The following is a 25,049-nucleotide window of genomic DNA, read 5'->3' as shown; positions in this document are numbered from 1 at the left end:
GGAGAACATGCACGATCTGCCTGAACTGAGAGACCACCGCGATCTGGAGTCGTTCGCCACCGCGCTGGCTGACGAACTACCCGGCCAGTGGCGCAGTGGATACCACCGGCACGCGGAGTACGCCGACCAGTTCCCCCTCGCCGAAGACGTCTGGGACATGAACATGGTCTCCGGCGCCATCGCCGACATTGTCCTGGAGCACGACGCCGTGCTGACCCGCGAAGACGGCACCCGCCTGTACGTCATCGGCCGCCCGCGCCACAGTGACGAGTACCTCGTCGCCGCCATGGCACCGCCGGGATTCATCCCCGAAGCCTTTCGCGGCGTGCGGGAGCCGGACGGCATCGCCGTCCCCGACGCCCCCTTCCGCGCGGCGGACGACATCACGGTCGACCTGATGCCCCGCTACGACAAGGCGCTCGCCCAGGTCCAGCGCAACGCCGACCACCCTGCACCGTCCCCGCAGGCATCCGCACCTGCACCGGAACGCGTGGTGATGACGTGGTTTGGCGACGGGCTCCTGGCCGCGACGTCCGAAAGCCAGGAGTCCGCCACGGCCCTGCACACCAGCGGTTTCACCTGGGATCCGCGCGAGATGGCCTTCGTGCTGTCCGGCGACGACACCGCCCACCAGGCCCGCTGCGTGCGCGAGGCCGGAGCACGGCTCGCGTACCTCGACATCGGTGTCGTCATGCGTCATCCGTCGTCCCGGCCTGCACTGGAGACCACGAGTCCAGCAGCCCCGGCGCCGGTCAAGCCCTCCACCCGCACCCGGTGACCGTGGACCGCGAGGAGGAACCGCGGTTCTTCGTCCTGGAGTACGTCACCATCACCCGTGATCCGCGCACCCAGCTCGTGGTCGCGATCGGCGGCGACGAGCGCGCGGCGGGCATCCTGCAGACCACCGGCGGTTTCGTCTCCGCTCCCGGTCCGCGCGGCCCCTACCACCGGCAGCCGCATTCGCTGCCGGTCGACCAACAGCGCGCCGGCGCCACCGCGGCAGCCCACGCGCTTCTGCTGGCCGGAGTCAGCGTCCACCTCGACCCGTCGCTCAACACCCTCACCGCCCCCGGGGGAGACCGGCAGGCCGCGCAGCGCTACCTCGGCCAGCTCGCCGAACGGGCCCATGCGGCCGTCGATGACCGTGAGGTCGCCGCGGTGCTGACCGAGATCGCCGCCCCGCATCAGGGGCTGCTGCCACAGATGGTGCAGGCGCTGATCGGCACTTGGGCGACATGGACCCAACGCTCCGAAACCGCGGGTGAGGACCCGGCCCTGGCCGAGCAGCTGATGAACACCACCAGCAGCCTGTCCCGCCACTCCTGCCAGATCCGGCAGATCCGCGACCACGCCGCCCGTGCCCACCCCTCCGCACAGACCCCAGCCCCGCGCGCTCCCACAACCGCCCCGGCTCAGCCCACCGCACCGCTGACGAAACGTCTTGCCACGAGAGGAGTTTGACGTGGGAAACCGCGCCGACGACGAGGGGACCGACGTCGAGATCTACCGTCGGCCCCTGTCCGACACCGTCCACGCCGACACCCCGACCGGCGCCAGTGAGCCACTGCTTTCACTGCTCGATCAGCTCGGCCTGGAACGCAAGACCGTCACGACAGCCGGCCCGGTCTACGTCTGGCACGAGGTCCCCGACCATCTCGGTCCCGACGAGCAGAAACGACTCGCCACCCGCGCCATCCCCGCCCTGCTGATGGCCGGATACCTCGTCAATATCACTGACGACCTCTTCGACCCCGGCGCCTACCGCGAAGCCGTACACGAGATACGCACCCCCCGTACCTCGCCCACCATGGCCGCAGCAGCAGTCCCCAGCCCCGCTGCCCGTCCCGGCAAGCGCCGCACCGCATAGCCGTCGGCCCCGGCCCACCCGGCCGGGGCCGCCACCCCGCACACAGTCAGGAGTCTCCGTAACACCCCCGTCCCACACCCCTCCTTCGATCAAAGCCGGCCGCACGTCCCGCCTGGCCGTCTTCCTCTTCCGCCGCTACCTGCACGCCTGCGTCGTCCGGGACCGCGGCACCCCACTCGCCACCGGCCGGCCCGACGGTGCCCTGGATGAATCCCGACGCCTCGGCCACCGCCGCTGAACCGCCCTGCCCTGCGCTCCGGAGGACCATGCCCGACCCGACCCTCCCATCCGTACAACTGGCCAACGCCATCACCAGCCAGCTCGACCAGCTGCGCCGCCTCCTCGCCTTGGCCCCACCGCACGAGGCGGCCCACATCCTCGCAAGCGCCCTGGACTACGACACCGGCATCCTCGGCAAAGTCACCGAATTCATGGACACCGGATCACGCTTCGCGAAGATCCACTCCGAGCACGGCGTTCTGCCGCCCGAGGTATGGCTGGCCCTCGGTCGAGCCGCCCACGAACTCAACAGCGTGGGCGTCGACCTCCACGAGCACACCGACACGATCAAGCAAGTGGCCAAGCCCTCCGCCCCCTCCAGCAGCCCGGCCATGCCGCCTGCGGCTTCAGCCATGGTCATCCGGCGGCGCCGGTGAAGAAGAACCAGCAGTGGTCCGGCTGGGGCACCGGCGATCAGCAGGCCCAGCAGCACTACCTCGTCGAGCCGCGCTACCTCGCCGGCGGCGGAGACCTGCGCCACGTCACCGAGTTTCTGCGCGCCTCCGGCTGGCGGGACAAGTCCAAGTCCGGCGGCCCCCTCGTGTTCGACAGCCCCGACAAGTCCGTGCGCATCGGCTACGACCCGTTCACCCAGCCCGGCGGCTGGACGATCAGCGGAAAGCAGACCCGCCGCCACGAAGCGTGGCATGCCGCCTTCGGCCAGCACGTTCCCGTCGAGATCGTCGCCGGGGTCACCGACGCGCTGACCCGCCCACGCTCCGCTCACGCACCCAATGTGTGGGCCCCACTCGAAGCGCAGAGCTGGAAGATGGAGCAGGGGCAGCATGTCACCGCCCGCAGCCCGGATGGCGGTGCATTCGTCCGCTTCCACCAGTCCGCCCCCGGACAGGCTCACTGGTGGGCCGGCGCCCGCAACGAGCACGGCCGGGTGTGGGAGGCGACACTTACGCCGAACACTCCGATGCATCTCGTGCAGGCATTCAGCACGGCTCTCGCGGACCCGCAGCCGGTGATGCGGCCTCTCGGCAACGTCCCACCTTCACAGCGGATCCGCACCACCTCCGTGTCCGTGCTGCCCTCGCAGCTCAGCGCGTGGCAGCAGGCCCGGATCACCGCGGCCCGCGCCGCCACCTGGGCCCGCAACTCCTGGGCCACCAACGGCCACCGCCACCACACCACCGGCCCCTACGCGACAGTCGGCACCGCCCGGGCTCACCGCTGAACCGCCCCGCATCCACGAGGAGATCCATGCCCGCACCCACCGCGGACGCCATCCGCACCGCCACCGAAACCCTCTCCCAGCTCACCGAGCACCTGCGCGAGAACCCCGGCCTCGACGAGGCCCTCGCGCTGATGGAACCGCTCCTCGATGAGTACACCGGCCTGCCCATGCAACTCGGCGACTCCCTGCGCGCCCTTGCCCGCGCCGTACTCGCTCACCCCGACATCCCGAACCGCACGGCCGTGCACACCCTGGTCGAGGACCTGCGCACTGCCGCGTGGGAGCAGACCGACCAGCACACCCTCCACTACACCCTCGACAACCTGCGCACCCTTGTCCGGAGTGTGACTTCCACCGAGGCGGGGGCCTAGCGGTGCCGGTAAGCGAAAGGTAACTCGCCGCGTTCGCCGACACACACGCCCTCCGCACACGCACGCGCCGCCCGCCGGCGGCAGCAACCGGCCACCTCCACGGCTCCAGAGCCGCCCACGAGCACGACAGCACCTCTGCGGCGCTGACCACCCACCCGCCGCCGCACACCCCACCACATGCAGCGGCGGGCAATCCCCCGAAGGATGCTCCTTGTCCCCGTCCCCCCACGAGATCCACCAGCAGCGCCTGGAGCAGCTGGCCGCCTTCATCCGTGAAAGCGACCAGGTCCTGGCCGACTGGGACGCCTACTCCGATCAGCACACCGACCTCGACGGCTGGCCCCACGACGAGGACGCCTACGCGCAGCGCGCCGGGGCTCGCGACATCGACGCCTGGAAGGCGTTCAACCGAATCCGCCACACCGCCAAGGCACTTGTCGCCACCGCCGAGGCACAGCTGCAGCGTCTCCCGGCCCAAGCCATTCAGTCACGGTGGGTCTGGCAGCTCGGCGTCCTCGACACCACGCTCGACCGCCTCATCGCCCTTCAGAACGAATGGCTCACCACCCGCGACAGCCTGCACCCTTCTGCCCGACCGGGAACCGAGCTCTACGACAACGCACGGGCCAGGCGCAATGCCCAAGCCTGGCCGGAACTCAACGAGTGGGCGTCGGCCGGCGAAGCCCTCCTCGAAATCCACCGAGCCGCCGAGCAGGCACCCTCACCTCTGGCAAACCACACCTCCGGTGCGCATCCCCGCACCACCGACGTCGGCCAGCCACGACACCGCGGTGCGCAGGTGAGCATGCCCGAGAACATCGATGTCGATCTGATCGCCCCGCGCTACCTGGCAGGTGCCGGTGATCCCGCGTAGATCACCGCCCCACTGCACCGTGCCTGCGGCTGGAGCGTGAAACATGATCCACTGATGCCGCGCGTGATACTCACCGGCCCCGGCAAGAAGGCCCTGCTGCGCCTGGAGCCTGATCCCGACGGTCCGTGGTGGTCCCTCCAGCACGCCCCGGTCGGCGACCAGCGTGCCTGGTCGGTGAGCTTCGGCGCCCGCACTCCTGTTGAGATCATCGCCGGATTCACCGACGCTCTGACCGCCCCGGTAGCCGCTGCCCCGGCGCCCGCACCCGATCCCTATGGGCCCCTGCGCCAGGCGGGATGGCACGAAGGTCGCGACCACGACGGGCTGGCATCCCCCGACGGGCTCTCCCATGTCGAGCACTTCACCGACGGTGAGACCGACTGCTGGTTCGCGAAAACGGCGGTCAGTGAGGACCCCGAGAGCCTGATCTGGCGCGCGTACCTCAGTGGCGACACACCTGCACATCTGATCACCGCCTTCACCCGCGCTCTCGCCGATCCGGCCCCGCTGTTGCGAGACGCCTATCCACTCCGCGTCCCCCTCAACGTCCGCCGACAGGCCCAGGTGACCATGACGCAACGCCCCGCCACCGAGGTCGAATTCGCCCTGGAGCGCCGCGTCACCGCTCTCGCCAATCAAAAGAAGCAATCAGCACCCGCCCCCGTGCCGCCGAAGTCACCGCGGCCCCGGCGCACCCGCTGACGCCGCCCCACCCCCGACACCACCCCCTGGAAACAACCCACTTGCCCACCCCCTCACCGACATCGAACGACGGCTACGACATAGCCTTCAAGGCCCTCCTCGGCGTTCTCGCCGTCGCCGTCCCCCTTTCCAACCTCGCCTGGCTCAGCGGGAACACCACCGCGTGGCTGACAGACTCCGCCAGCGCAGCGCCCTACCAGCCAATCGGAGCGCTCCTCCATCCCGACCAGCTGTGGCCCGGCCTCGACCACACCGCGCTGCTGTTCGGCACCCGTATCGTCCCCATCGCCGTGCTGGTCGCCCTCGCCTCCGTCGGCGTCTTGTGGTGGTCGCGGCGCAAGAACACCTCCGGCGGAAAGAAGAAGCCCCTGCGCGGGCTGGCGCGCAAGAGGGACATCGAGCCCCTCCTTGCCAAGGCCATGACCGCCAAGGCCCGCTCCCTGCGACCGAGCCTGAAGGACGCCAAGCACATCCCTGCCCGTGACACCGGAGTCCTCCTCGGTGATCTGCAAGGCACCCGGCATGAGGTGCGGATGGGCTGGGAGGACGTCGCCGTGGCCATCATGGCCCCGCGCTCCGGCAAGACGACGTCGCTCGCGATCCCCTCGATCCTCAGCGCCCCCGGCCCCGTCTTGCTGACCTCGAACAAGGCCGGCGGCGACGCCTACACCGCCACCATCACCGCGCGGGCGGCGGTCGGCCGGGTCTGGTCGATGGACCCCCAGCAGATCGCCCACGCCGAGCGCACCATGTGGTGGAACCCCTTGGCGGACGCCAAGACCCTCGAGGGTGCCGGTCGCCTCGCCGGGCACTTCCTCGCCGCAAGCGTGGACGCCTCCCAGCAGGGTGACTTCTGGTCCAAGGCCGGATCCAACATCCTCTCGCAGCTGTTCCTCGCCGCCGCGCTCGACGACCGCCCGATCACCGACGTGATGGCCTGGCTGGCCTTCCCCGCGGACCGCACCCCGCTCGACATCCTGCGCGATCACGACCACGCCGCGGTCGCCGCGCAGCTCAAGGGCACCGTCGAAGGCCCGCCGGAAACCCGCGACGGCATCTACGAGACCGCCCGCCAGTACGCCGCCGCCCTGCTGAACACGGAGATCGCCGCCTGGGTCAGCCCGCAGGAGGGCATCGCAGAGTTCAAGCCGTCGGAGTTCGTGGACAGCACGGACACGCTCTACCTGCTCTCCAAGGACGGCGGTGGCGGTGCCAGCGCGCTGATCGCGGCGTGCGCGGACTCGGTCATGCGGGCCGCGACGGCCCGCGCTGAACGGGCCGGCGGACGGCTCGATCCGCCGATGCTCGCGATCCTCGACGAGGCCGCCAACGTGTGCAAGATCTCCGACTTGCCCGACCTGTACTCCCACCTGGGCAGCCGTGGCATCATCCCGATCACCATCCTGCAGTCCTACCGACAGGGTCAGAAAGTCTGGGGCGATGCCGGCATGGACGCGATGTGGTCGGCCTCCACCATCAAGGTCGTGGGCCCCGGCATCGACGACCCGGATTTCGCCGACAAGCTGTCCCGGATGATCGGCGACCACGACGTGGAAAGCACGTCCATCTCGCACTCCGAGTCCGGCAAGTCCACCAGCGTGTCCATGCGGCAGGAACGCATTCTGGCGGCCGACGCCATCCGCGCCCTGCCCAAGGGTAGTGCCCTGTGCTTCGCCACCGGAATGCGTGTCGCAGCACTCGACATGAAGCCCTGGTACCTGGAGCCCGAAGCGGACGAGATCTCCGCCGCCTCCGACCGTGCCTCGAAGGCCATCACCGATCGCGCCGTCGCCAAGACGACGCTGAGCCAGAGCGACTTCACAACGGCCGCGTAGTACGAAGCACCGGCATCCTCTCAAATCGATCCGCCCCGCCCCCGCCCGGCGTGACACCAGCAACGCCGCCCCTGCCCCGCCCGACAGCCGATCCTCCGCCGCCCGCCACTGAAACCGCCGCGGCCGGGACGACACACGCCGTCCCGGCCGCGGACCGCGGGACCGGGCAGATCGCCCGCACGCTCTCGCAAGCCCCCTGACAGGACACCTCATCGACACCTACGAACCCTACGAACTCGACGACATGACGCACGCCGCAGCGCTGGACGCCGCCCTCGCCGACATCCGCTCCCACCCCATCAGCCCCGGCCCCAGCGGATTCTTCACCGCCCTGCGCCACATCGACCTGCTCACCAACCTCGCCCTGCGCTTCGCCGGCGACGCCCACTTCCACCTCGACTCCGCCCACGAGACCGGCTCCCCCTGGCACCCGGTCGAAGCGCTCACCAACGCAGCCGTCCCCCTCAGCAGGGCGCAGTACCACTACGCCCAGGCCATGGTCCCGCTCGCCACGCTCAGCAAACCGAACCCCGACACCTCCACGGCCGCACGGCTGCACAACATCGAGCACCACAGCGCCCTGTACACCCACCTGCACGCCGCCGCGCAGTCCCTCGACGAAGCCCGCACCACGCTGCGCACGCCCACCCCGGCACCGCTTCCGTCCGCCTCTGCCCCGCCCCCAGTGGCGACATCGGAACAGACCGCTTCACACCGGGCCCGCTGAGCAGCCTCCACCCCACTCCCAACCACTCCTGGACCACCTTGTCTTTCCTGAACATCCCCGACGTGTTCATCGGCTCCACCGACGACGGGCACACCTTCGTCGTCCTCAACCGCCGTATCCGCGACGCCGACCGCATGCTGACCGATGCCGGATTCCTCGCCCGTCAGCACCTCGGCCGCAAGCTCTACCTGCTCCCACCGGGCCCGGCCCGGGACGCCCACGAGAGCGCCGGGGACGCCATGGACGGGCTTCTCACCCGCACCATCGACATTGTCGACCTCTCCTGGACAACGCGCTGGAACCCCGATACTCCCGAAGCCGACCCGGACCTCCACTTCCAGTTCGCCAACGGCACCGTGACGGCGACAGCCGAGACCACCACCGGGCGCTCACTCCTGGAACAGCACGGCTTCACCACCGTGGACGGATCCTCCTACCAGCCGCCGCCCACTCTGGAGCACGACGGCCTGCTCAGCGCCGTCACGGCCGCCGAAGCGCACGCCTACACCCACGGCCTCACCGTCCACGTCGGCCTCGGCATCCCCACCCCGATGGACATCCCGGCGGCACCCCGCCCTGCATCACTCGTGGCCCTCGGCCCGCCGCCCGGTCCGGCGACGCGTCGTCACCCGCGCTGATTCCCACACCCGCCGTCCATCTCAAGGGCAAGCCCTGGAGGCCCTGTTGACCACCGCCGTCGATCTCCACGAGCAGATCAACCACCTGCGCCACCTCGCCCACGACTTCAAGGTCCTCCACAACCAGGTCCGCACCCTCGCCGTCGTACCAGGCACGAGAGCCCTGCGGCAGCTCACCCCCCAGCAGGCGCCGCACAAGATCAGCCTCACCCAGTACGAAGCACTGCGCGAGCTGGCGAAGGGCGGGGCCACAATGCAGACACGAGACCTCCGCCCGCCCATCATCCTCACCCCCGACAACACCATCATCACCACAACCACGTTCGAGTCCCTGGACGAGCGCGGCCTGGTCCACCTCGACACCTCCGTACCGCTCTACCGAGGGCGGCCCATCACCGTGACCGCCGAGGGGCAGCGCGCGCTGGCTCAGTACCGGTCCCGCACCGATGCGACCGCGATGCGCACGGCCGCCGGACGAACACCCGCGACGACCGGCATGCCCACCGTTACGGCGAAGCGGGAGATACGCCGATGAGTACGTACACCCACGACGACCGGGTCATGGTCTCGCCTCGATACATGGCGGGCGCCGGCGACCGGGTCGCCGACGTGCTCGGCCCCCTGATCCACCTCTTCGGGTGGAAGCACGAGCACGATGCCGCCACCGGGTACACCACAGTCGTCAGCCCCGACGGGAGCCTGTTCGTCAGCTTCGCCCCGCTGCACCCGCTCGGCCGGTGGCTCACGGTGGCCCATCATGAGCCGTACTGGGAAGCCGTGTTCAGTCGGCAGGCGCCCCTGGAGGCGGTCGCCGCCGTCACCCAGGCGCTGCCCCAGGTGCTCGGCGATGCCCGTCACTCCGAGCGCATCCCGATCACGGACATGCCCCTGGACCAGCTCACCGAGCTGAACGGCTGGTCCGCCGAGGACAACGTCCTTACCTCGCCCGACCTGTACTGCCGGCTAGAGCACACGCCCGGCCAGGAGATCACTTGGCAAGTCGAGCACGTCTACTTCGAGGGCGCGCCGCTGGCCACCTTCACGCAGGACACCCCGGAGTGCCTCGTCCGCCAGTTCTTCTCCCACCTGACCGCGCCGATGGGGGTGGAGCGGGTCTTCGCCGACATCCCCCTCAGCACGCTGCAGGCAAACAGCGCCTTGATCACGCCGGTGCGCGGAGCCGCAGTGAATGCCCACATCCATCACGCCCTCGCCCAGCTCGATCGCCCCGGTCGGCCCGGCCGGCGTCGCTGACTTCCCCATCCGTCCGGAGCCATCCTGTCCGAGAAGACCGCCTCCCTTGAACCCGCCGAACAACTCCTCGTTCTGGCTGCCGACTTCACCCGTTTCAACGACGCTCACCAGCGGCACGCGCTCAACGGGCCCGCCCCCGCCACTCTGCTGAACACCCAGGCGGAATCTGCGCAGCACCTGGCCGGGTCCGCACTCGCCATCGTGGGCGCCCTCAATGCCCAGCCGATGTACCACAGCCCTGCGATCCACGCGGTGTACGCACGCGTGCGCCAACTCGCCCATCTCGCGTCCGACGCAGCCGACCGGCTCGTCGATGCCGTGGACCTCCTCGACCACACCCGGGCGCGGCTGCCCGTTGAGCTGGGCGACGGCTTCCTGGCGGTCGTGACCGAGCAGGAAGCCCGCCGGGGAGCAGGCCGGTGCTTCAGCCTCGTCGGGAGCCTCACAACCCTGGGCTCCTCGGACGCCGTGACGACCGCGGAACTCTTCGTTGCCGAACGCCGGCACCGGGGCTTCGTACCCGAGCACCAGCCGCCCGCCCTGTCCCACACCCAGGACACCACGCTGCGCGCGGTGGCACGCGGCGATGTCGCGATCACCGGCGGCAAGCCCTATCTGCGCCGCGAGGACCTCCGCGTCAGTATCAGCACCATCCGCGCCCTGGAGAGCCGCGGCCTGGTGATGCGCGAGGACTGCCCGGACTGGTTCCGGGACGAGCGGGTCCACCTCACCGCAGATGGGCGCCGCGGCCTCGCCGCCTCCTTCGCCCGGCCCCGCTCCACCGCACCCGCCGCGACGCGACCACCAGCCCGACCAGCCGTGACCGTGGCACGAGCCGCGGCTCGCTGACCTCAACTCCCGGAGTCCCAACGCCTTCCGACACCCCCACAGCACACGATCTCGCCCGGGCTCTCGCCGATCAGCTCTGCCCCGGCGCCGCACCCCGTGACGTGACCGTCGGCTTCGAAGCTCGCCGACAGGCCCCAGCCGAGTACCGCCACCGCGGCCGAGGCGGACCCGTCACGGTCTTCGCCCAGGCACTGCACGCCCAGCTTTTCGGCCTCCCCACCGACGACGAGCCGCTGCCCACCGCCCTGGACGCACTCGTACAGGCCACCCACACCGCGACCGCGCCCGAGCAACAGACCGCGATCCTGCGGCAGGTCGCCGACCAGCTGCGCAACGGTGCCGAGATCATCCAGCGCTACCAGGACCGGGCCCAGTGGGACCGGCTACCCGACGACGTCGCCGAGCGGCTCCGTGACGCCCACGACCAGGTCCAGCAGGTCGCCCAGACCCTCGACCTCGTCGCTCCCGCCTTCAGCAGCCCTCCGGCCGCCCCCGATCCGCCTGGCCCGCAGCCGCGACACGTCGCCGCCCCGCCCGCGCCCCCGACTCCACTCGCCAGGCGCCGCCGCTGACCTCCGGCGACAGCCCGCCGGGAAAGGCCCCGCCCTGACCACCGCCGATCCCCTCCACACCCTCCTCACCCAACCCCGCTGCTCTCTGGGCGTGTTCGTCCCGGCCGGCCTCCATCCGTTGGCCGCCGAGCGCCGTCACCTCGACCAGCTCGCTCAGGCAGGTGCCGACCTGTTCGAGGTCGGCCTGGCCACCGAGGACGCCGCCCTCGACGGTCCCGTCATCCAGGCCGCCTACCACCGCGCCCTGCGACGCGGAAACGCCCTCGATGCCGCAGTCCGCGCCGTCGAGCATGCCGCCCGCCTGCGGCCGACCGTCGTGATGACCTACTGGGAGCCCGTCCGCCGCCACGGGCCCGAGCACCTGGCCCGCCTGTTCGCCGATGCCGGTGCCGCCGGCGTGATGGTCGTCGACCTGCCCGCCCACCAGGCGGGCCGCTGGCACGACGCCGCACGGGACGCGGGCCTTCGCACCCCACGCCTCGTCCCGCGCACCATCCCCGACACCAGTCTCCCGGCTGCGGTCGCTGGCGCCTCCGGATGGCTCTACGCGCCCGCCAGCACGGCGCCTACCGGCTACCGCGGTCCGCTCGATGTCCCGGCGCTCGCCGACTTCACCCAGCGTCTTCGCGCCGTGAGCCCGCTGCCCGTGGTCTCGGGCGTGGGGATCTCGACCCCGGCCCTCGCTGCCCGCGTCGCCCCGGTGGTGGATGCCGTCGTCATCGGCACCCCCGTCGTGCGCGCCCAGACCACCGCCCCTGGACAAGCCCCCGCTCTGACTGCCGCGTTCGCCCGGGCCCTGCACACGCCCACCTCCACGGAGACCCGTGCCTGATCGCCCCGCCCCTGCTCAGATCCTCGACCGGATCACCACCGGCACCCTGGCACTGCACCGGACCCTGCGCACCGGCGCCACCGACGACGCGTACGCGCTGGCCGCGTGGATCACCGAGACCCAAGACCTCGCCGACACCGCCCTGTATTTGTTCCGCGCCCTCGCACAGCACACGCCCCACACCACGTCCGCGGAGCTGCTGCTCCTCGAACGGGTCGCGCATATCGCCAAGGCCGCCCAGGACGTGGGCGCCGAACTGGCCGCCGTCCTTGCTCGCGCCGTGGAGAACCGGCGCCGCCAAGCGGACGCCGTCTCAGAGCGGGTGGTCCTCGTCGGCCCGTCACCGCAGCAGTTCATCGAGTCGGCCACCGACCTCCTCGACCGCATCCCCGCCCTCTGCCGCGCCATACATCGTGACCGGCTGGTCCCGCCCAGCCCGCTGACGCACCAGCCGCATTGAGGGCCTGCCCCCGTTTCCCCACCTCCAGGACAGACCATTTCAGACCAGCCCCGATTCCGCGCCCTCTCCCTGGGCGCGGGAGTTCAGTCCAGCACCCTCCTCGCCCTTTCCGCCGAAGGGATTCTCCCGAAGGTCGACTACGCGATTTTCGCCGACACCGGCTGGGAACCCAAAGCCGTATATGCCCATCTCGACCGCCTGGAACAGGAGATAGCCAAGCCCGCCGGCATACCCGTTCTGCGCGTGTCGTCCGGGAACATTCGCAGCGATGCCCTGAACCCGGATCACCGATTCGCTTCCATGCCACTCCACATCCTGAACCAGGACGGGCGTCCGGGCATGACCCGCAGGCAGTGCACCGGCGAATACAAGGTGAAGCCGATCAAGAAGACCGTCCGTGAGCTACTCGGGCACCCCTACCCTTCGCGCATTCCCAAGGGGGTGTTCGTCGAGCAGTGGGTGGGAATCTCCACCGATGAGTTCCACAGGGCCAAGGACGCCGATGTGAAGTACATGCGCAATCGGCATCCGCTTCTGGACCTTGGCTGGAGCAGGGCGGACTGCATCCGCTATCTGACCTCGCGCCACGTGGCCGAAACACCGAAATCCAGCTGCCTAGGATGCCCGTTCCACGGAAATGCGCAGTGGAGGCACATCAGGGATACGTCGCCGTCCGAGTGGGCGGACGTCGTCGAATTCGACGCCGCCATCCGGCAGGGGAACGCCCGCGCCAACGCATCGGGAAACCGGCTACTCGGCGAGGCATTCCTGCACCGCTCCCGCGTCCCCCTCAGCCAGGCGCCGATCGACCACGTCACCGCCGCCGAACGGGCAGCCCTGCGCCTCAGCGAGGACGAGGCCGACGAGTTGGAGAACGGCGTCGTGGACGGCTGCTCGCCCTGGGCATGCCGCGGGGATGCGGACACGCCGGCGCAGGACGACTTCGGGCTGGCCGCTTGATACTCGACCTCTTCGCGGGGCCGGGCGGCTGGAGCAGAGCACTGGGCGTCATGGGCGCGCAGGACCTCGGCCTGGAATGGGACGAGTGGGCCTGCAAAACCCGCTCTGCCGCTGGGCAGTTGACGATCCGGACCGACGTGGCCCTGTATCCGACGTGGCCCTTCATCGGCCGGACGCGCGGGCTGATCGCGTCCCCGCCGTGCCAGGCATGGTCGATGGCCGGCAAACGCCTCGGGCTGATCGACCAGCCCCTGGTCCACCAGGCGGTCGCAGACCTCGCCTCCGGACAAGATTCCCGCGAACGTCTCCTGGCCGCCTGCCGGGACGAGCGCAGTTTGCTCGCCGCCGAACCCATGCGATACCTCCACGCCCTGAACGCGGCCGGTGAGCCCGAGTGGGTTGCCATGGAGGAAGTACCCGACGTGCTGCCGCTGTGGCGCCAGTACGCCGCCGTCCTGCGGGCCTGGGGGTTCTCCGTGTGGACCGGCATCCTCAACGCCGCCGACTACGGCGTTCCCCAGACGAGGAGGCGGGCGATCCTGCTCGCCTCCCGCGTCCGCACCGCCCAGCCGCCCCCTCCGACCCACGCCCAAATCGCTGAACCGGAGGGGCTGTTCGGGCCGGGCCGTGCCCGTTGGGTCAGCATGGCGCAGGCCCTGGGCTGGGGAGCCACCGACCGGCCCGTACCCACCGTCTGCGCCGGCGGCGGACCCGGCGGCGGCGCCGAGCCCTTCCCCTCCGGCTCCCGAAAGGCACTGTCCACCGCCCGCGACCGCGGCACCTGGACACCCCACCCAGACAACCGCCTTCGGCCCTCCGGCCGGGAAGGAGCCGAGCCTGCCGCCCGGCCCAGCGCCCAGACCGAACAGGCAGCGGAACGTCTCGTCTCGGTGCCTGGCTGGTCGTGGTCTTTGCGGAGCAACAACCAGGCCCACGCCACCGTCCGGCCCTTGTCCGAGCCCGCGGGAACGCTGTTCTTCGGGCACCGCTCGAACGAGTGCACCTGGGTCGCCGAGCCCACCGCCCCGCCTGCCCGGGACGTGGAATCACCGGCCGCCCCGGCGCCGATCCGGATCACCGCCCGCGAAGCCGGCGTCCTCCAGACCTTTCCCGCCGACTACCCCTGGGCCGGCAACAAAGGCCAGGTCTTCAGCCAGATCGGCAACGCCGTACCGCCCCGCCTCGCCGCCCACCTCCTCGCCCCCCACCTCGGCAAGACCTTCAGTCCCGACGACTTCACCCTGGCCGCCTGATGCCCCACCCCGCCGACCCGCACGAGGGCGACCTGGACGACCTGCCACCACCGCAACCCGTGCACTACGCCGAACAAGCCCTGCTCGGCGCCCTCCTACTCGAACCACACCGCCTGAAGACCATCAGCCTCCTGGAACCGCACCACTTCGGCGATCACACCCACGGCGTGCTCTTCACCGCAATGCGCACCGTCCCGGCCCCCGCCCCGAAGGACCACGCGAAGGACACCACCTGGCTCGACGCCGTACTGAACACGGCACGGCGCGAAGCGCCGGGGCTGACCGCCTCCTACCTGCACACCCTCATCCAAAGCTGCCCCCGGCCCCAGCACGCCACGGCATACGCAGGCATGATCCGCGCCGATCACGCCCGCCGCACCCTGCGCGAGCACGCCGACCGGCTGTGCCAGTCCGCCACCGACACCACCCTGCCGAACCCGGCCATCACTGTCCTCGCACAAACCGATGCCCTGAGCCGCTACCTCGACGAACTCGCCACGCACTACGCCGCGCACCCCGGCTCCCTGCCCCGTACTCCTGCCGCGCCGCCGCCACCGCGTGGGACCGGAGAAGAAGCCCTCGACGAGGAGCGTCTGCTGCTCGCCACCGCGACCGCCCACCCTGATGACCTCCACCTCATGCGATGGCTGCAACCCGAGGACTTCGCGCTCCCCCTGCACGGACAGCTCTACCGGTGCCTGACCGCCCTCGCCCGCCGCGGTGCCGCCGTTGATCCGGTGACGGTTCTGTGGGAGGCCCAGCACCAGCAGCTGCTCACCGCAAAAGTCGCACCCGCCGACCTAATAGCTCTGGTATCCGATCCGGTCGGCTCACCCGACTACTGGGGCGAGAGGATCTTGCGACGGGCCTTGCTCGGCCAGGCACACGCCGTTGGACTGCGGCTGGGCGTACTGACCAACGACCAGGCCAACACCGTCCATCAACTCATCACCGGAAGCCGCCGCGCGCTCGCCGGACTGTCCGCCATACGTGTCCGGTGGCAGCACGCCACCTCACCCGCACCGCAGAGCCGGCCCCCACGCACCGAGTCCGCCGCGGCGCCCCGGGCCGGTCCGCCGCGGACCACGGCTCCGCCGCCACCCACCGCACGCCTCACCCGCTGACCGCAAAGCCGCCGGTGGCCGGGCCCCTTGTTCCGGCCACCGGCAGAGAGAAGACCCCTTGGTGACACCGCTTCCCATCGACGCGCACGTCCGCCTCGACGCCCACCCCACGCATCGCAGCGCCGTGATCGCCACGCTGACCGGCACCCAGGCCCACATCCCCCACGTCGGCCTGGAGGCCGCCAACTGGAGTGTCCTGGCCAAGAACTCCTTGGTCCTCGCCCGCATCGACCACGACGAGCCCTACTGGGCCGCGAAAGCCGCCCGGGAGCTGATCGCCGAAGGAGTCACCGTCGAGATCATGCCCCGTCTCCGGGACGCCATCGACGGTGAGTGGGCACTGGCCACCGACTCAAAGCCGTGGAGCACCCTCGCGCAGCTCCGGGAGATCTTCGCCGAGGCCCAGGCGATCTTTGACGACATCCGTCACGGCCGTCTCCTCATTCACGCCCACGCCCTGGACGGCCGCACCACGGTCGCGGTCGGGACCTACCTCGACAGCGGCAAGAGCGTCCATCTCCACGGCGAGAACCGCCAGCGACAGGTGCAGCACAACTTCGACTCACCCGCCCAGGCGCTGGTCGCCTTCGAGCGGCTCCACGGCGACACCATGCGCCCCGGCCCCGCGCCGATGACCGACACCGAGCGCGAAACCTCCGAAGCCCGAACCTCCCTCGACACACCGCCCGCGGAACCTGAGCCGCCCCTCTCAGTACAGGAGAGCGTGCCCGCCTACGCCGCCGACCCCGGCGACCACGATGCCCTCCTGGACGCCTTCCTCGACGCGCACGGCGACTGGGAGAAGTGGAGGACTTTGTCCGATGAGACGACCCACGCCATCCACGAATCCCAGACCCTGCGCATCGAGCGCATCCACGACGCGCCCGCGCACGAGACCGCCTGGACCGTGGCCGCCTACGAAACCCCCGTATCCGACCGCCTATGGGTCCTCACGGCGACCGGCGCAACCCCTGACCTCGTGCTGGAGGAGCTGCTGGATCACCTGACCGACGGTGACGGCTGGGACGCCCCCTTGGGCGCCCCGGTGGACGAGAAAGCCGTCACCGCCGCCACACAGCCCCTCTCCGACGCCGGGTGGAAGCACACAGTGGACGGACGATGGATCCGCTGGACGTCCCCCGCCCGGGACGCTGGGGTCCAGTTCGATGCCTTCGCTGCCCAGCATCCGCAGCAGTCACTCGCCACCTGGACCGTCTGGGCCGGCCCCGGCCCAGACCGCCCCACCTAGATCCTCACCGCGTCCCCACACACCCCGAGTTCGCTGCTGGCCGGCCTCTCCGAAAACCTCGTGCACGGAGTCGGCACCCGCCACAAGCACCCCGCGGGCCACGAACACAAGACGCCCCTCGGCGCCGCCCCGCTGGCCACGCCAGCCGTCGTAGCCAGCCCCACTGCCAGCCGTTCACGCTGATTGCCCATACGCAGAGCCACGCAACATAGGCAGGGCCTATATCGACACCATTCCCCATGGCGAGGATATATATGCCAATCACTCGATAGGGTGAGCAAAAACGGATACGGGCACTCAGCCCCATCGGCCGATGCCAGATTTCCTCCTGCACGTCGGTGGTTCGTCACCGCCGTCCGCCTCATGCCGCCTCCAGCGGATCAGGAGCAGGTCGCGAGATGCCTAGGCACCAACACCGGTGCCGATGGGACAGATCCGTCCTCGGGCGTCGGCAGTCGGATCGTACGGAGCGGAGCGTGCCGCACTCCCGGGAGCGGCCTTGCGTCCCGCTGGCGCGGGGCTTCGGCTTTCGGGCGCGTGTTCACGCTCCCGAATGCGGAGCGTGCTGTTCCCCGGTTTTTCCGGGAGAGAGGCAACAGTTCCGTGGCCTACAAACGGCCTGATGGCGCGTACCCCTACATCGGCACCGACACCTGGGCGAGTCGCCTGGCGGAAGCCGTCGAGAACACTTGCAGTCAGCAGGGCGTGATCCCGCCCCCGCGTACGGCGATCACCGAGGGCCTCGCCGCCACTCTCGGTGACACCGAGATCAAGAAGATCGTGGCCACCGTGGGGGGCCAGAAAGTCCTGCGGCCCAACACGTGGCGGGCAGTGCAGGCCGGTAACGACACGGTGCTCCTGCTCATAGCCGATGTCCACGGTGCTGCCGTGGTGCCCTGGGACCTCAACGACCGCACGGTCAGCTCATGGACAGCGCCCAGCCCGGAGGCAACCGAGCGCGTCTCTGCCCTCATTGCCGCCGAAGCGGCACTGGAGAGTGCCGAGAAGCAGCAGCGGCTCGCCGAGAAGCAACGCGAAACCTGCCGTCGCGCCCCGGGCAGCGAGTCCTACCCGGCTCAGGCGCTCGCCGCGGCCGAGGAGAAGGTCGCCGCGGCAGCCCGGCAGGTGAAGGACGCCAGGCGTGACCGCGACGCCTTGCTGGCTGCTCTCGGACACCGGCGGCCCCGCCCCGTCGTACAGACGGTGGAGGACGACGGGGGCCGGTCCATGGCGGCCCTGACGCTTCCGCCGCAGTCTTACGAGGTGGCCGTCCACATCCAGCGCTACGCCGAGCAGTGCCTCCGCCGCGCGGGCAGAAAACGCGGCTACGACCTCGCCGAGTCCCTGGTCGCCTCCGGGCAGCTCTCCCGCGGTATGAGCGTGCTCCAGCAGTGGCAGATCACGACCACCGACGGCACCTTCTCCAAGGTGTGGCGGATGGCCGCGGTCACCGCCAACAACCGGTCTTTGGCGCGCCTCGACGTCTTCGGGCTCCGCCCGGAGCACCTGGTCACCGGCATGCCCCAGTCCCTGTGGCCCCTGCCGAAGGACAAGGCCGACCCCACCCTGCTACTGCTCTCGCAGCGCGATGTCCTCAACCGCGTATCGACCCGCCTCAACGAGGCCAGTGCCGCGGAGGAGACGGAACCCGATCACCCGGCACACCGCGCTGCCAAGATCGCCACCGTTCCAATGGAGATCGTCATCGGCTGCAGCAAGCCGGAGGCACTGGAGCATGTCCTGCGGGCCCTGAACGTCAACGACCACCTGCGCGGAATCCAGCCCTACGACGAAGACGCCCGGCTGATCGCCCTGTTCGCCACGCTCGTCGACGCTTATGCCAAGGAGGGCCAGCTCGGTGCTGTGCTCGCCGAGAGCTTCCCCACGGCGCGGGGGGCGGACCTGCTCGACCTGGACGGCGTGCGCGATGCCCTGACCGCCAACGGACCCCTCGATCCGCTGTCCGCGCTGCTGCCGTCGGAGGAAGCGGTCTCGCCCGTCACGTTGCGGGATGTCGCCATCCGTGCCATCACCGCGCTGGTCTTCCCGGAGACTCCCTTCGTCCCGCCCTCGCCGCCGGGCAAGCGCAGGGTCCGTGACACCGGCCCCTTCTGGCCGATTGTGCAGGGAGCCCTGCAGGAGCCGGCGCCGCGCCTTATCCGCACCAAGGCCGCGGAGGCTCGCACGAGGCTGTGGTCCGCGGCCGTCGCCCAGCTGTTCCTGCACCGGGCCAACATCCTCTCGGCCCACGGCCTGTTCGGGCTGCAAGAGACCAAGGAGGGGTCCAGGCAGGACCCGAGGTCGCTGAAGGACCTCTTCCTCGGGGCCGAGGCCGGCGATGCCACCGCGTGGGCCGCGCTCGTCCGCCGGATGGCGCCAAACCTGATGCACGCTCCTGAGCCGCTGATGACGCCGGGCCAGGGATCCGAGGCGGGAGCGAACCGCAAGGGCGCGCGCCGGACCCCGTCCAGCGTCCTGGCGTCCCTGACGCTGGCCTACACCGAGCCACCCCTGCACGTCAGCAGGGCGCTCCTCCTCGCCTTCGCGCGGGCGGTGCTGGAGCACCCTGACGCGACAGAGGCTCCCGAAAGCCCCGACGGGGGCCAGCCGGTCTTGTACGGGGAGCAGGACTGGAAGAGCGCGGAGCGCACTGCGATCGTGCCGGGAATGGTGCTCGTCCCGGACATCGACGGCCACCCCACCTCCCACGTCGCCGACAAGGCGTGGTTCGACAAGACCTTCCCCGTGGACCTGGGCCGCCCCGCACGGACCTCTGCTGCTGGAAATGCGGGTGGAGGACAGTCCTCTGCCGGGACCAGCGCTCCCGCCGACGCCAGCACCACCGCACGCGACGAGGTGCCGGAGGACCCGCGTGATCGGCTGGCACGGCTGCGCAGCGAGCTGCCGGCCCGTGTCGAGCTGGTCGAGGGCAGCTACCGGACCGCGGCCACCGCTGCCGAGGCCCTGCTCGCCGACTTCGAAGAGGCCCGCCGACTGCGCGTCGAGCTGGGCGAGGAGGCACTGACCGCCGACCTACGGATCGAGTGGATGGAAAAGCTCGCGAAGGCGCGTGACGCCGGCCAGAACAGCGTGTCCGCCCTCACCCAGGTGGAGCAGCTGATCCTGCAGCTCTAGGAACTCCGCACCGTTCAGCGCCCGGCCTCTGTTCCCAGTGGCCGGGCGCTGAACTGACGGTCAGCAGGACTCGCCGCATCCGACGCTGTGACTGAGCACGACAGTTGGCCACTGCGCGCTTCAGTTGGCCCGTCAAGTCGCTGAACGAGCGGCGTCGATGACGAGCAACGCGCCGGGCTGTACCTCGTCGGCATGTCGTCCGTGGAGTCGCCCGCCGCCGCCGGCATCAAGCCGCGGGCCGGGTCAGCCGGGGCGCAGCGGTATGGGCGCAGCATCGACGGCGGCCGGAGGAGCGGGCACGGCCCTGACCCGCGGCCCATACCTACTCGCCGTCTCCCTCCTCCGCCAGTACATCTTTGAGTCGCCGCTCCAGAGCGCTCTGTCGAGCCTGCTTCAACAGCTCGCCTTCCCGAGACAATCCCCGCTGTCGAGCCTGCTTCAACAGCGCGCCTTCGTAGGCCCCAGACAACCCGCGCGGCGCAAGCTGCTCTACCCCTAGGGCGAACCTCCGGAGGACGTCGGCGAGCGGGGCAAGCGAGGTGATTGCGTGGGTGAGTCCGAGGGATGTGAACTCCTCGGTCGAGAGTGGGAGAGGCAAGTCGTGACGGAGGATCGTCACACGGGGATTGGCCGCGTCCGGGGTGAACAGGACAGACGTCGTCCAGGACGATCCTGCCGAACCGGCACTGAATTCGCCCTCGCCAAAGTAGGCCACCCCGGAGATACGCCACCGGACGATGGCTGTGTACCACTCGCGCTCACCGATCCGGTACGCCCGGACCGTGTCCACGGAGCGGAGCGACGCTCTGGCCGAGACCCAGCCCTGACCCGGCATAACAGCAGTCTCCTGCCCGACCACACGGCCAAGCGTCGTGCACGGGAAGACCTCGCCCTGGCTACCGAGGAGATTCTCCGCCGCGACACCGATCTCCTGGCGCACCGTTGGCGAGCCGAGGATCTCGGTGGCAAGAGCCTCGTCCGTCTCGCCGGGCTTTGTGAACCGCTTGATCACCTCGTCGAACGTCGTGAGGTGAACGAACCGGTCGCCGAGGCCGGCGACATCTTGGTCCATCGGGGGCGCATACGTGCTGCCCTTCCCGAAGTCCCTGGTGTTGCCGCTGACGAAATAGACCGTCTCCTGTGGGTGCTCGCGCGCATACTCGACGGCCGTAAGCCAGATCAGGGCATCTCGCGTACCCATCTTCCCCTTCCCCTGCGACTTGCAGGGCGGAAGGATGTTCGCCTCGCGGTACAGGGCGTCGCGCATCGCGGTTGGGCTCGGCGTCAGGGTCTCCACGACCGTTTCGTAAGCCGCCTGCCAGTGCTTCCGGACGCGGTCGGCGTCGGCGTGCTCAACTTGCGTGTTCGGGTTCCACGGGGTGTGGCGCGCGAAATCCTTCAGCGCTGCATCCGCCGCAGCGTGGGCTTCCTGGTGCAAGATGACCCGCTGCGCGAGGAGTTCCTCCGCCACCATCCAAGGGATGGCGACGCGTTCGCCGACCGCTCGCAGAGCCCGCAGCAAGTCCGCGCTGCTGTCCCTGAGATTGAGGGCTCTGATGATGCACGCATCGAGAATGATCACGATCTGAACCTCTGCCTGATCCGGACTCGGATCACAGGGTCTCAGGCATCGCCCTCTCGGCGCACCGAACTTACGTCGGCGCTCGTGCGTCGGCTTCAGCCCTCCGTGTCGACCAGCGCGGCCGGGGCGGCGAGCAGGACGGGCCACGCCCTGGCCCGGACGTTGGACATCCGCGCCCGGTGACGGTCACGGATCCTTCGATACCCGCCTGCCGCAGGATGTCGACCACATCGGCAGGGCCGTACGCCACACCGAGCACCACATTGCCGAGCACCACCGGCCGCCCTCCCTCACTGGAAGGCGGAAGCACCTGAACAGGGCACCTTTCACCACGGCTCCGCTCCCCACCACACCACCTGCCGCTGCTCCGTCACCACGACCGCGGGCCGGACCAGTGAGGCGCGACGCACTCAACAGCGTGGCCCCGACCGGTCACCCGGCCGGGGCCACGTGTGTTCGCGGGGGACGTGAACACCCCCTCAACGGCGGGTGGGCGCTACAGCAACGGGTACACAAGGCCGTACTGTGGCCGACCGGCTCAGCTGGCGTCGGGTTCGAAGCCGAGGCTCGGCAAAGCACACCGCCCCAAGTCAGCTGCCCTCTCAGCCGCCGCATGGCTTCAACCTCCGCACCGTCCGTCACGCGCCGTCGGCACGGATCTCCCGGTCACGAAGGCCCAGTCCGCGTTCCTCTCCTCCTACGGCCTGCCCCGGGTTGACGCGGTCGCGGTCGGCACGGACAACGTCGACCACCTGCGCGAGCTGACCGAAGCCCTGTCGTACGAGGTCGACGAGAACGTGGTGAGGGAGTACCGGCAACTCCTCAAAGCCCGTCAGCCTGCCTGAAGCTCCTGCAGCAACTGCTCCGCCATCTTCCGCGCAGGGACCAGGCGGGGGTCCTCGGGATCAGAGTAGGGGCCGAGGATCTTCGCGGAGACGAACAGCGTCATCAGCTTGCCGTCCCGGCTCGCCAGATCGTTGCACCGCTCTCTGCGGACGCGGTCGGCCAGAGCCGGGACAGCAAGGGAGGCCCCCCACAGATTTGCCGCATCCAGACCGCGCGGGGCCATGCCCCAGTCCTCCCAGTCGAACACGCAGAACACCGGCGCCGTCACATTCGCCCAGTTGAGATCCGCATGGGCCGGACGCCAATCGGCCACCGCCGTATCGACGCCGGGAAAGACACCGTGGATCGTTCCCGTGACCAATTCCTGCGTGAGAGTCTCGGTATCCGGTGTCGCGATCCGGTTCGTGTGCTGCGTGGCGAGGGCCTCCAGCGAAGCATTCAGCGAAGCCCACCACTCCTCGGACAGATGCGGGTCCTGTGCCACCACGGCGCTCCCCACTGGTGCACCCGGCAGCAGTGCCGTCTCGTCCCCCCGCCACATCACCGGCTCCGCCTCGTCCCGCCATGCAACACCGGCGAGCCAGGCCGGCTTGGTGATCCCTCGCAGGGCCTCCGCGGACGCGGTGCCATCCCCGCCCTGAACCCCGAACCGGTCGAGCCCACGCCGCTCGATGCGCACCCACGTATCGCGGTCCGTACGCGCCCCCACAGACCGCCGCTTACGCACCACAGTCTCGCGATCGAGGCGCACCCCCAGCATTCGCTCCGCACGATCCAGTACGGCTTCCACAGGCTCTTTGCGCAGATCCACCGAACGCAGCGTCATACGCCAGAACGTACCAAGCCCCAGTTACAGCAGTCCGCCCTTCAGGCGTCGTAGGACTGCGTCAACAAGCTGTGTGTTGGCAGCCTCGGCCCGGCGGGTGGATTACCGCAGTCGCCCGGCGGGGGTTGCATCGGGGTGCGGCCCGGTAAGTACCGTCCTGCCTACAGGGGTTCGAGGTGTAAGGCGTGGCATGGCCCCTCTGCGCGTCGCCCTCGCGGCCCCACCCCCGCCTACCCCGGCGCCGCGTTCGCCGCCTCCTGCGCCGCGTCCAGCAGCTCGTCGACGCCCCAGACGCAGCGGTCCGGTACGGCGTGCGTCGGATCCTCACCTTCACCCTGATGATCCGCGACGGGACCCCCGCCGACGGGATCGAGTCGTACCTCCACGCCCGAGCCTGGCTGACCGACGCCGCACGCCTCCTCAACGTGGCCCGGATCCCTCGCCACCGACCTGGTCACGACCACGCTCACCAGCGGTGCAACAGTCCTGCGCGACGGCCGCACCCACGCCACCGCCAACCACCGCCCCCGTGGCGGCCCGGACGCTGACCGTGCCCTACTCCCGAGCCTGGCCGACGACCGAGCCGCACTGGCGCTCGGTGGAACGAGGGGCGGGTGAGCGGCCTCCGGCAGCTCACTCGCCCGTCACCTGTTCATGTCCGCAGCTCAACACGCAGAACTTGACAGGGGACGCACCTGGTCAGACGACACCACCCACGACATCCACGAGTCCCAGACCCTGCACATCGAGCGCATCCACGAAGCCCCCGCCCATGAGACCGCCTGGGTCGTCGCCGCGTACGAGACGCCCGTCTCGGACCGCATGTGGCATCTCACCGCGACTGGCGCAGCCCCTGCCCCCGTGCTGCAGGAGCTGCTGGACCACCTCGCCGACGGTGACAGATGGGACACAGCCGTCGGCGGCGACTTGGACGAGAAGTCCGTCACCGCCGCAACCAGGCCACTCGTTGAAGCCGGCTGGAAGCACCGCATCGACGGGCGCTGGATGCGCTGGACCAACCTGTCCGAGGACGCGGGGGTTCAATTCGACGCCTTCGCTGCTCAGAAGCCGAGCAGCCCCCTCGCTACCTGGACCATCTGGGCAGGCCCAAGTGTTGACCAGCCCACCTGGGCACTGCACGCCTCGCCACACGCGCCAGCTTCAATGATCGCCAGCCTGGCCACAGAACTTGCCCACGGCACCGGCACCCGATGCCCGCTGCCTCCCGGCGCGCGTCGGCAGCCGCCCCAGCGCACCACGACGCTTCCCGCCGCCGCGCCAACTGGCCCGCGACTCCCCGCTGGCCGACTCCGCTGACCGACGGACACAAGTGTGGCTCCGCGGACGGGGGATGCCGCGGAGCCACCCCCGCACCGTACCGTCCGTCAGGCCCTTTCGCAGGGCCTTGCGCCTCTACGTAGGCTGGCGGAACGTGTGGGACAAGCTGTTGGGACCTCTCCCAGGGGAGATAAGTCCCCAAGGCCCAGGACGATTTGTGTGGCGCCTTCGTCATCGGTTGGTCCCCCGGGGTAATGAGGACGGTCCTGACGCGCCCGGACGTGATCGCGTGGCTGTCGTTTGGAAGATCGTCTCAAGGTACGGCACCGCTCCCAGCAGGTTGAGCTGTCGTC

The 25,049-nt window shown here is 70.0% G+C and carries 27 protein-coding genes; 23 read left to right on the top strand and 4 right to left on the bottom strand.

What is annotated here, in order from left to right; genetic code table 11:
* The first annotated feature begins 7 nt into the window (after positions 1 to 7).
* The 22 genes from AB0C46_RS25435 to AB0C46_RS25330 all read left to right on the top strand — a co-directional run bounded on the left by AB0C46_RS25435 (position 8) and on the right by AB0C46_RS25330 (position 20,164).
* Positions 8 to 778, top strand: a complete 771-nt coding sequence (locus tag AB0C46_RS25435) for a hypothetical protein (RefSeq protein WP_362830518.1) — start codon at positions 8 to 10, stop codon at positions 776 to 778.
* Positions 775 to 1,461, top strand: a complete 687-nt coding sequence (locus tag AB0C46_RS25430; RefSeq protein WP_362830516.1) for a hypothetical protein — start codon at positions 775 to 777, stop codon at positions 1,459 to 1,461. The genes AB0C46_RS25435 and AB0C46_RS25430 overlap by 4 nt, the downstream gene beginning before the upstream one ends.
* A gap of 1 nt (position 1,462) precedes the next feature.
* On the top strand, positions 1,463 to 1,867 hold the full coding sequence (locus AB0C46_RS25425; RefSeq protein ID WP_362830515.1) for a hypothetical protein: 405 nt from the start codon (positions 1,463 to 1,465) through the stop codon (positions 1,865 to 1,867).
* A 266-nt stretch (positions 1,868 to 2,133) separates the two neighbouring features.
* Complete coding sequence (locus AB0C46_RS25420) at positions 2,134 to 2,523, top strand: hypothetical protein (RefSeq protein ID WP_362830514.1); 390 nt, start codon at positions 2,134 to 2,136, stop codon at positions 2,521 to 2,523.
* A complete protein-coding gene (locus AB0C46_RS25415; protein WP_362830512.1) occupies positions 2,520 to 3,329 on the top strand; it encodes a DUF317 domain-containing protein in 810 nt (269 codons plus the stop codon). The genes AB0C46_RS25420 and AB0C46_RS25415 overlap by 4 nt, the downstream gene beginning before the upstream one ends.
* A gap of 26 nt (positions 3,330 to 3,355) precedes the next feature.
* Positions 3,356 to 3,700, top strand: coding sequence for a hypothetical protein (locus AB0C46_RS25410; protein WP_362830511.1), 345 nt, complete (start codon positions 3,356 to 3,358; stop codon positions 3,698 to 3,700).
* Between the two features lie 211 nt (positions 3,701 to 3,911).
* The gene (locus AB0C46_RS25405) at positions 3,912 to 4,574 is read left to right on the top strand and encodes a hypothetical protein (protein ID WP_362830509.1); all 663 of its coding nucleotides are present in this window, start codon (positions 3,912 to 3,914) and stop codon (positions 4,572 to 4,574) included.
* A 54-nt stretch (positions 4,575 to 4,628) separates the two neighbouring features.
* Positions 4,629 to 5,276, top strand: a complete 648-nt coding sequence (locus AB0C46_RS25400; RefSeq protein ID WP_362830508.1) for a DUF317 domain-containing protein — start codon at positions 4,629 to 4,631, stop codon at positions 5,274 to 5,276.
* A 41-nt stretch (positions 5,277 to 5,317) separates the two neighbouring features.
* Positions 5,318 to 7,111: a TraM recognition domain-containing protein gene (locus AB0C46_RS25395; protein ID WP_362830506.1), complete on the top strand. Its 1,794-nt coding sequence runs from the start codon at positions 5,318 to 5,320 to the stop codon at positions 7,109 to 7,111.
* Positions 7,112 to 7,355: 244 nt separating this feature from the next.
* A complete protein-coding gene (locus AB0C46_RS25390; RefSeq protein ID WP_362830505.1) occupies positions 7,356 to 7,838 on the top strand; it encodes a hypothetical protein in 483 nt (160 codons plus the stop codon).
* 38 nt (positions 7,839 to 7,876) lie between these two features.
* The gene (locus tag AB0C46_RS25385) at positions 7,877 to 8,476 is read left to right on the top strand and encodes a hypothetical protein (protein ID WP_362830504.1); all 600 of its coding nucleotides are present in this window, start codon (positions 7,877 to 7,879) and stop codon (positions 8,474 to 8,476) included.
* Positions 8,477 to 8,522: 46 nt separating this feature from the next.
* Positions 8,523 to 9,011: a hypothetical protein gene (locus tag AB0C46_RS25380; protein ID WP_362830502.1), complete on the top strand. Its 489-nt coding sequence runs from the start codon at positions 8,523 to 8,525 to the stop codon at positions 9,009 to 9,011.
* Complete coding sequence (locus AB0C46_RS25375) at positions 9,008 to 9,730, top strand: DUF317 domain-containing protein (RefSeq protein ID WP_362830501.1); 723 nt, start codon at positions 9,008 to 9,010, stop codon at positions 9,728 to 9,730. Before AB0C46_RS25380 ends, AB0C46_RS25375 begins: the two co-directional genes overlap by 4 nt.
* A 201-nt stretch (positions 9,731 to 9,931) precedes the next feature.
* A complete protein-coding gene (locus tag AB0C46_RS25370; RefSeq protein WP_362830499.1) occupies positions 9,932 to 10,579 on the top strand; it encodes a hypothetical protein in 648 nt (215 codons plus the stop codon).
* Between the two features lie 101 nt (positions 10,580 to 10,680).
* The gene (locus tag AB0C46_RS25365) at positions 10,681 to 11,151 is read left to right on the top strand and encodes a hypothetical protein (protein WP_362830498.1); all 471 of its coding nucleotides are present in this window, start codon (positions 10,681 to 10,683) and stop codon (positions 11,149 to 11,151) included.
* A gap of 34 nt (positions 11,152 to 11,185) precedes the next feature.
* On the top strand, positions 11,186 to 11,983 hold the full coding sequence (gene trpA / locus AB0C46_RS25360; RefSeq protein WP_362830577.1) for a tryptophan synthase subunit alpha: 798 nt from the start codon (positions 11,186 to 11,188) through the stop codon (positions 11,981 to 11,983).
* Complete coding sequence (locus AB0C46_RS25355; RefSeq protein ID WP_362830497.1) at positions 11,976 to 12,443, top strand: hypothetical protein; 468 nt, start codon at positions 11,976 to 11,978, stop codon at positions 12,441 to 12,443. Before trpA ends, AB0C46_RS25355 begins: the two co-directional genes overlap by 8 nt.
* A 69-nt stretch (positions 12,444 to 12,512) precedes the next feature.
* Positions 12,513 to 13,403, top strand: a complete 891-nt coding sequence (locus AB0C46_RS25350) for a hypothetical protein (RefSeq protein ID WP_362830576.1) — start codon at positions 12,513 to 12,515, stop codon at positions 13,401 to 13,403.
* Entirely contained in the window at positions 13,400 to 14,656 is a 1,257-nt protein-coding gene (locus AB0C46_RS25345) for a DNA cytosine methyltransferase (protein WP_362830496.1), read from the top strand. The genes AB0C46_RS25350 and AB0C46_RS25345 overlap by 4 nt, the downstream gene beginning before the upstream one ends.
* Positions 14,656 to 15,780, top strand: coding sequence for a DnaB-like helicase N-terminal domain-containing protein (locus tag AB0C46_RS25340; protein WP_362830494.1), 1,125 nt, complete (start codon positions 14,656 to 14,658; stop codon positions 15,778 to 15,780). The genes AB0C46_RS25345 and AB0C46_RS25340 overlap by 1 nt, the downstream gene beginning before the upstream one ends.
* Positions 15,781 to 15,841: 61 nt before the next feature.
* The gene (locus AB0C46_RS25335; protein WP_362830493.1) at positions 15,842 to 17,029 is read left to right on the top strand and encodes a DUF317 domain-containing protein; all 1,188 of its coding nucleotides are present in this window, start codon (positions 15,842 to 15,844) and stop codon (positions 17,027 to 17,029) included.
* Between the two features lie 603 nt (positions 17,030 to 17,632).
* Positions 17,633 to 20,164: a hypothetical protein gene (locus AB0C46_RS25330; protein ID WP_362830492.1), complete on the top strand. Its 2,532-nt coding sequence runs from the start codon at positions 17,633 to 17,635 to the stop codon at positions 20,162 to 20,164.
* Positions 20,165 to 20,486: 322 nt separating this feature from the next.
* Here AB0C46_RS25330 and AB0C46_RS25325 read toward each other — a convergent pair whose 3' ends face one another.
* The 4 genes from AB0C46_RS25325 to AB0C46_RS25310 form a co-directional block, all read right to left on the bottom strand.
* A complete protein-coding gene (locus AB0C46_RS25325; protein WP_362830491.1) occupies positions 20,487 to 21,746 on the bottom strand; it encodes a PIN domain-containing protein in 1,260 nt (419 codons plus the stop codon).
* Positions 21,747 to 22,384: 638 nt separating this feature from the next.
* A complete protein-coding gene (locus tag AB0C46_RS25320; RefSeq protein ID WP_362830490.1) occupies positions 22,385 to 22,564 on the bottom strand; it encodes a hypothetical protein in 180 nt (59 codons plus the stop codon).
* A gap of 14 nt (positions 22,565 to 22,578) precedes the next feature.
* On the bottom strand, positions 22,579 to 23,418 hold the full coding sequence (locus AB0C46_RS25315; RefSeq protein WP_362830489.1) for a hypothetical protein: 840 nt from the start codon (positions 23,416 to 23,418) through the stop codon (positions 22,579 to 22,581).
* A gap of 230 nt (positions 23,419 to 23,648) precedes the next feature.
* On the bottom strand, positions 23,649 to 23,804 hold the full coding sequence (locus AB0C46_RS25310; protein WP_362830488.1) for a hypothetical protein: 156 nt from the start codon (positions 23,802 to 23,804) through the stop codon (positions 23,649 to 23,651).
* Between the two features lie 268 nt (positions 23,805 to 24,072).
* On the opposite strand from AB0C46_RS25310, the gene AB0C46_RS25305 reads away from it, so the two are divergent.
* Entirely contained in the window at positions 24,073 to 24,735 is a 663-nt protein-coding gene (locus AB0C46_RS25305) for a DUF317 domain-containing protein (RefSeq protein WP_362830487.1), read from the top strand.
* Positions 24,736 to 25,049: the final 314 nt, after the last annotated feature.

The sequence above is a fragment of the Streptomyces sp. NPDC048637 genome (assembly GCF_040650675.1).
GTDB lineage: Bacteria > Actinomycetota > Actinomycetes > Streptomycetales > Streptomycetaceae > Streptomyces.
The sequence above is the reverse complement of the archived record's forward strand: the minus strand, read 5'-3'. Positions and strand labels throughout refer to the sequence as shown.

Excerpts from the sequence above, each read along its gene's own strand:
- AB0C46_RS25435 (WP_362830518.1), top strand. The coding sequence starts at position 8 with ATGCACGATCTGCCTGAACTGAGAGACCACCGCGATCTGGAGTCGTTC.
- AB0C46_RS25420 (WP_362830514.1), top strand. The coding sequence starts at position 2,134 with ATGCCCGACCCGACCCTCCCATCCGTACAACTGGCCAACGCCATCACC.
- AB0C46_RS25410 (WP_362830511.1), top strand. The coding sequence starts at position 3,356 with ATGCCCGCACCCACCGCGGACGCCATCCGCACCGCCACCGAAACCCTC.
- AB0C46_RS25400 (WP_362830508.1), top strand. The coding sequence starts at position 4,629 with ATGCCGCGCGTGATACTCACCGGCCCCGGCAAGAAGGCCCTGCTGCGC.
- AB0C46_RS25305 (WP_362830487.1), top strand. The coding sequence starts at position 24,073 with ATGTCCGCAGCTCAACACGCAGAACTTGACAGGGGACGCACCTGGTCA.
- AB0C46_RS25390 (WP_362830505.1), top strand. The coding sequence starts at position 7,356 with ATGACGCACGCCGCAGCGCTGGACGCCGCCCTCGCCGACATCCGCTCC.
- AB0C46_RS25315 (WP_362830489.1), bottom strand. The coding sequence starts at position 23,418 with ATGACGCTGCGTTCGGTGGATCTGCGCAAAGAGCCTGTGGAAGCCGTA.
- AB0C46_RS25340 (WP_362830494.1), top strand. The coding sequence starts at position 14,656 with ATGCCCCACCCCGCCGACCCGCACGAGGGCGACCTGGACGACCTGCCA.
- AB0C46_RS25375 (WP_362830501.1), top strand. The coding sequence starts at position 9,008 with ATGAGTACGTACACCCACGACGACCGGGTCATGGTCTCGCCTCGATAC.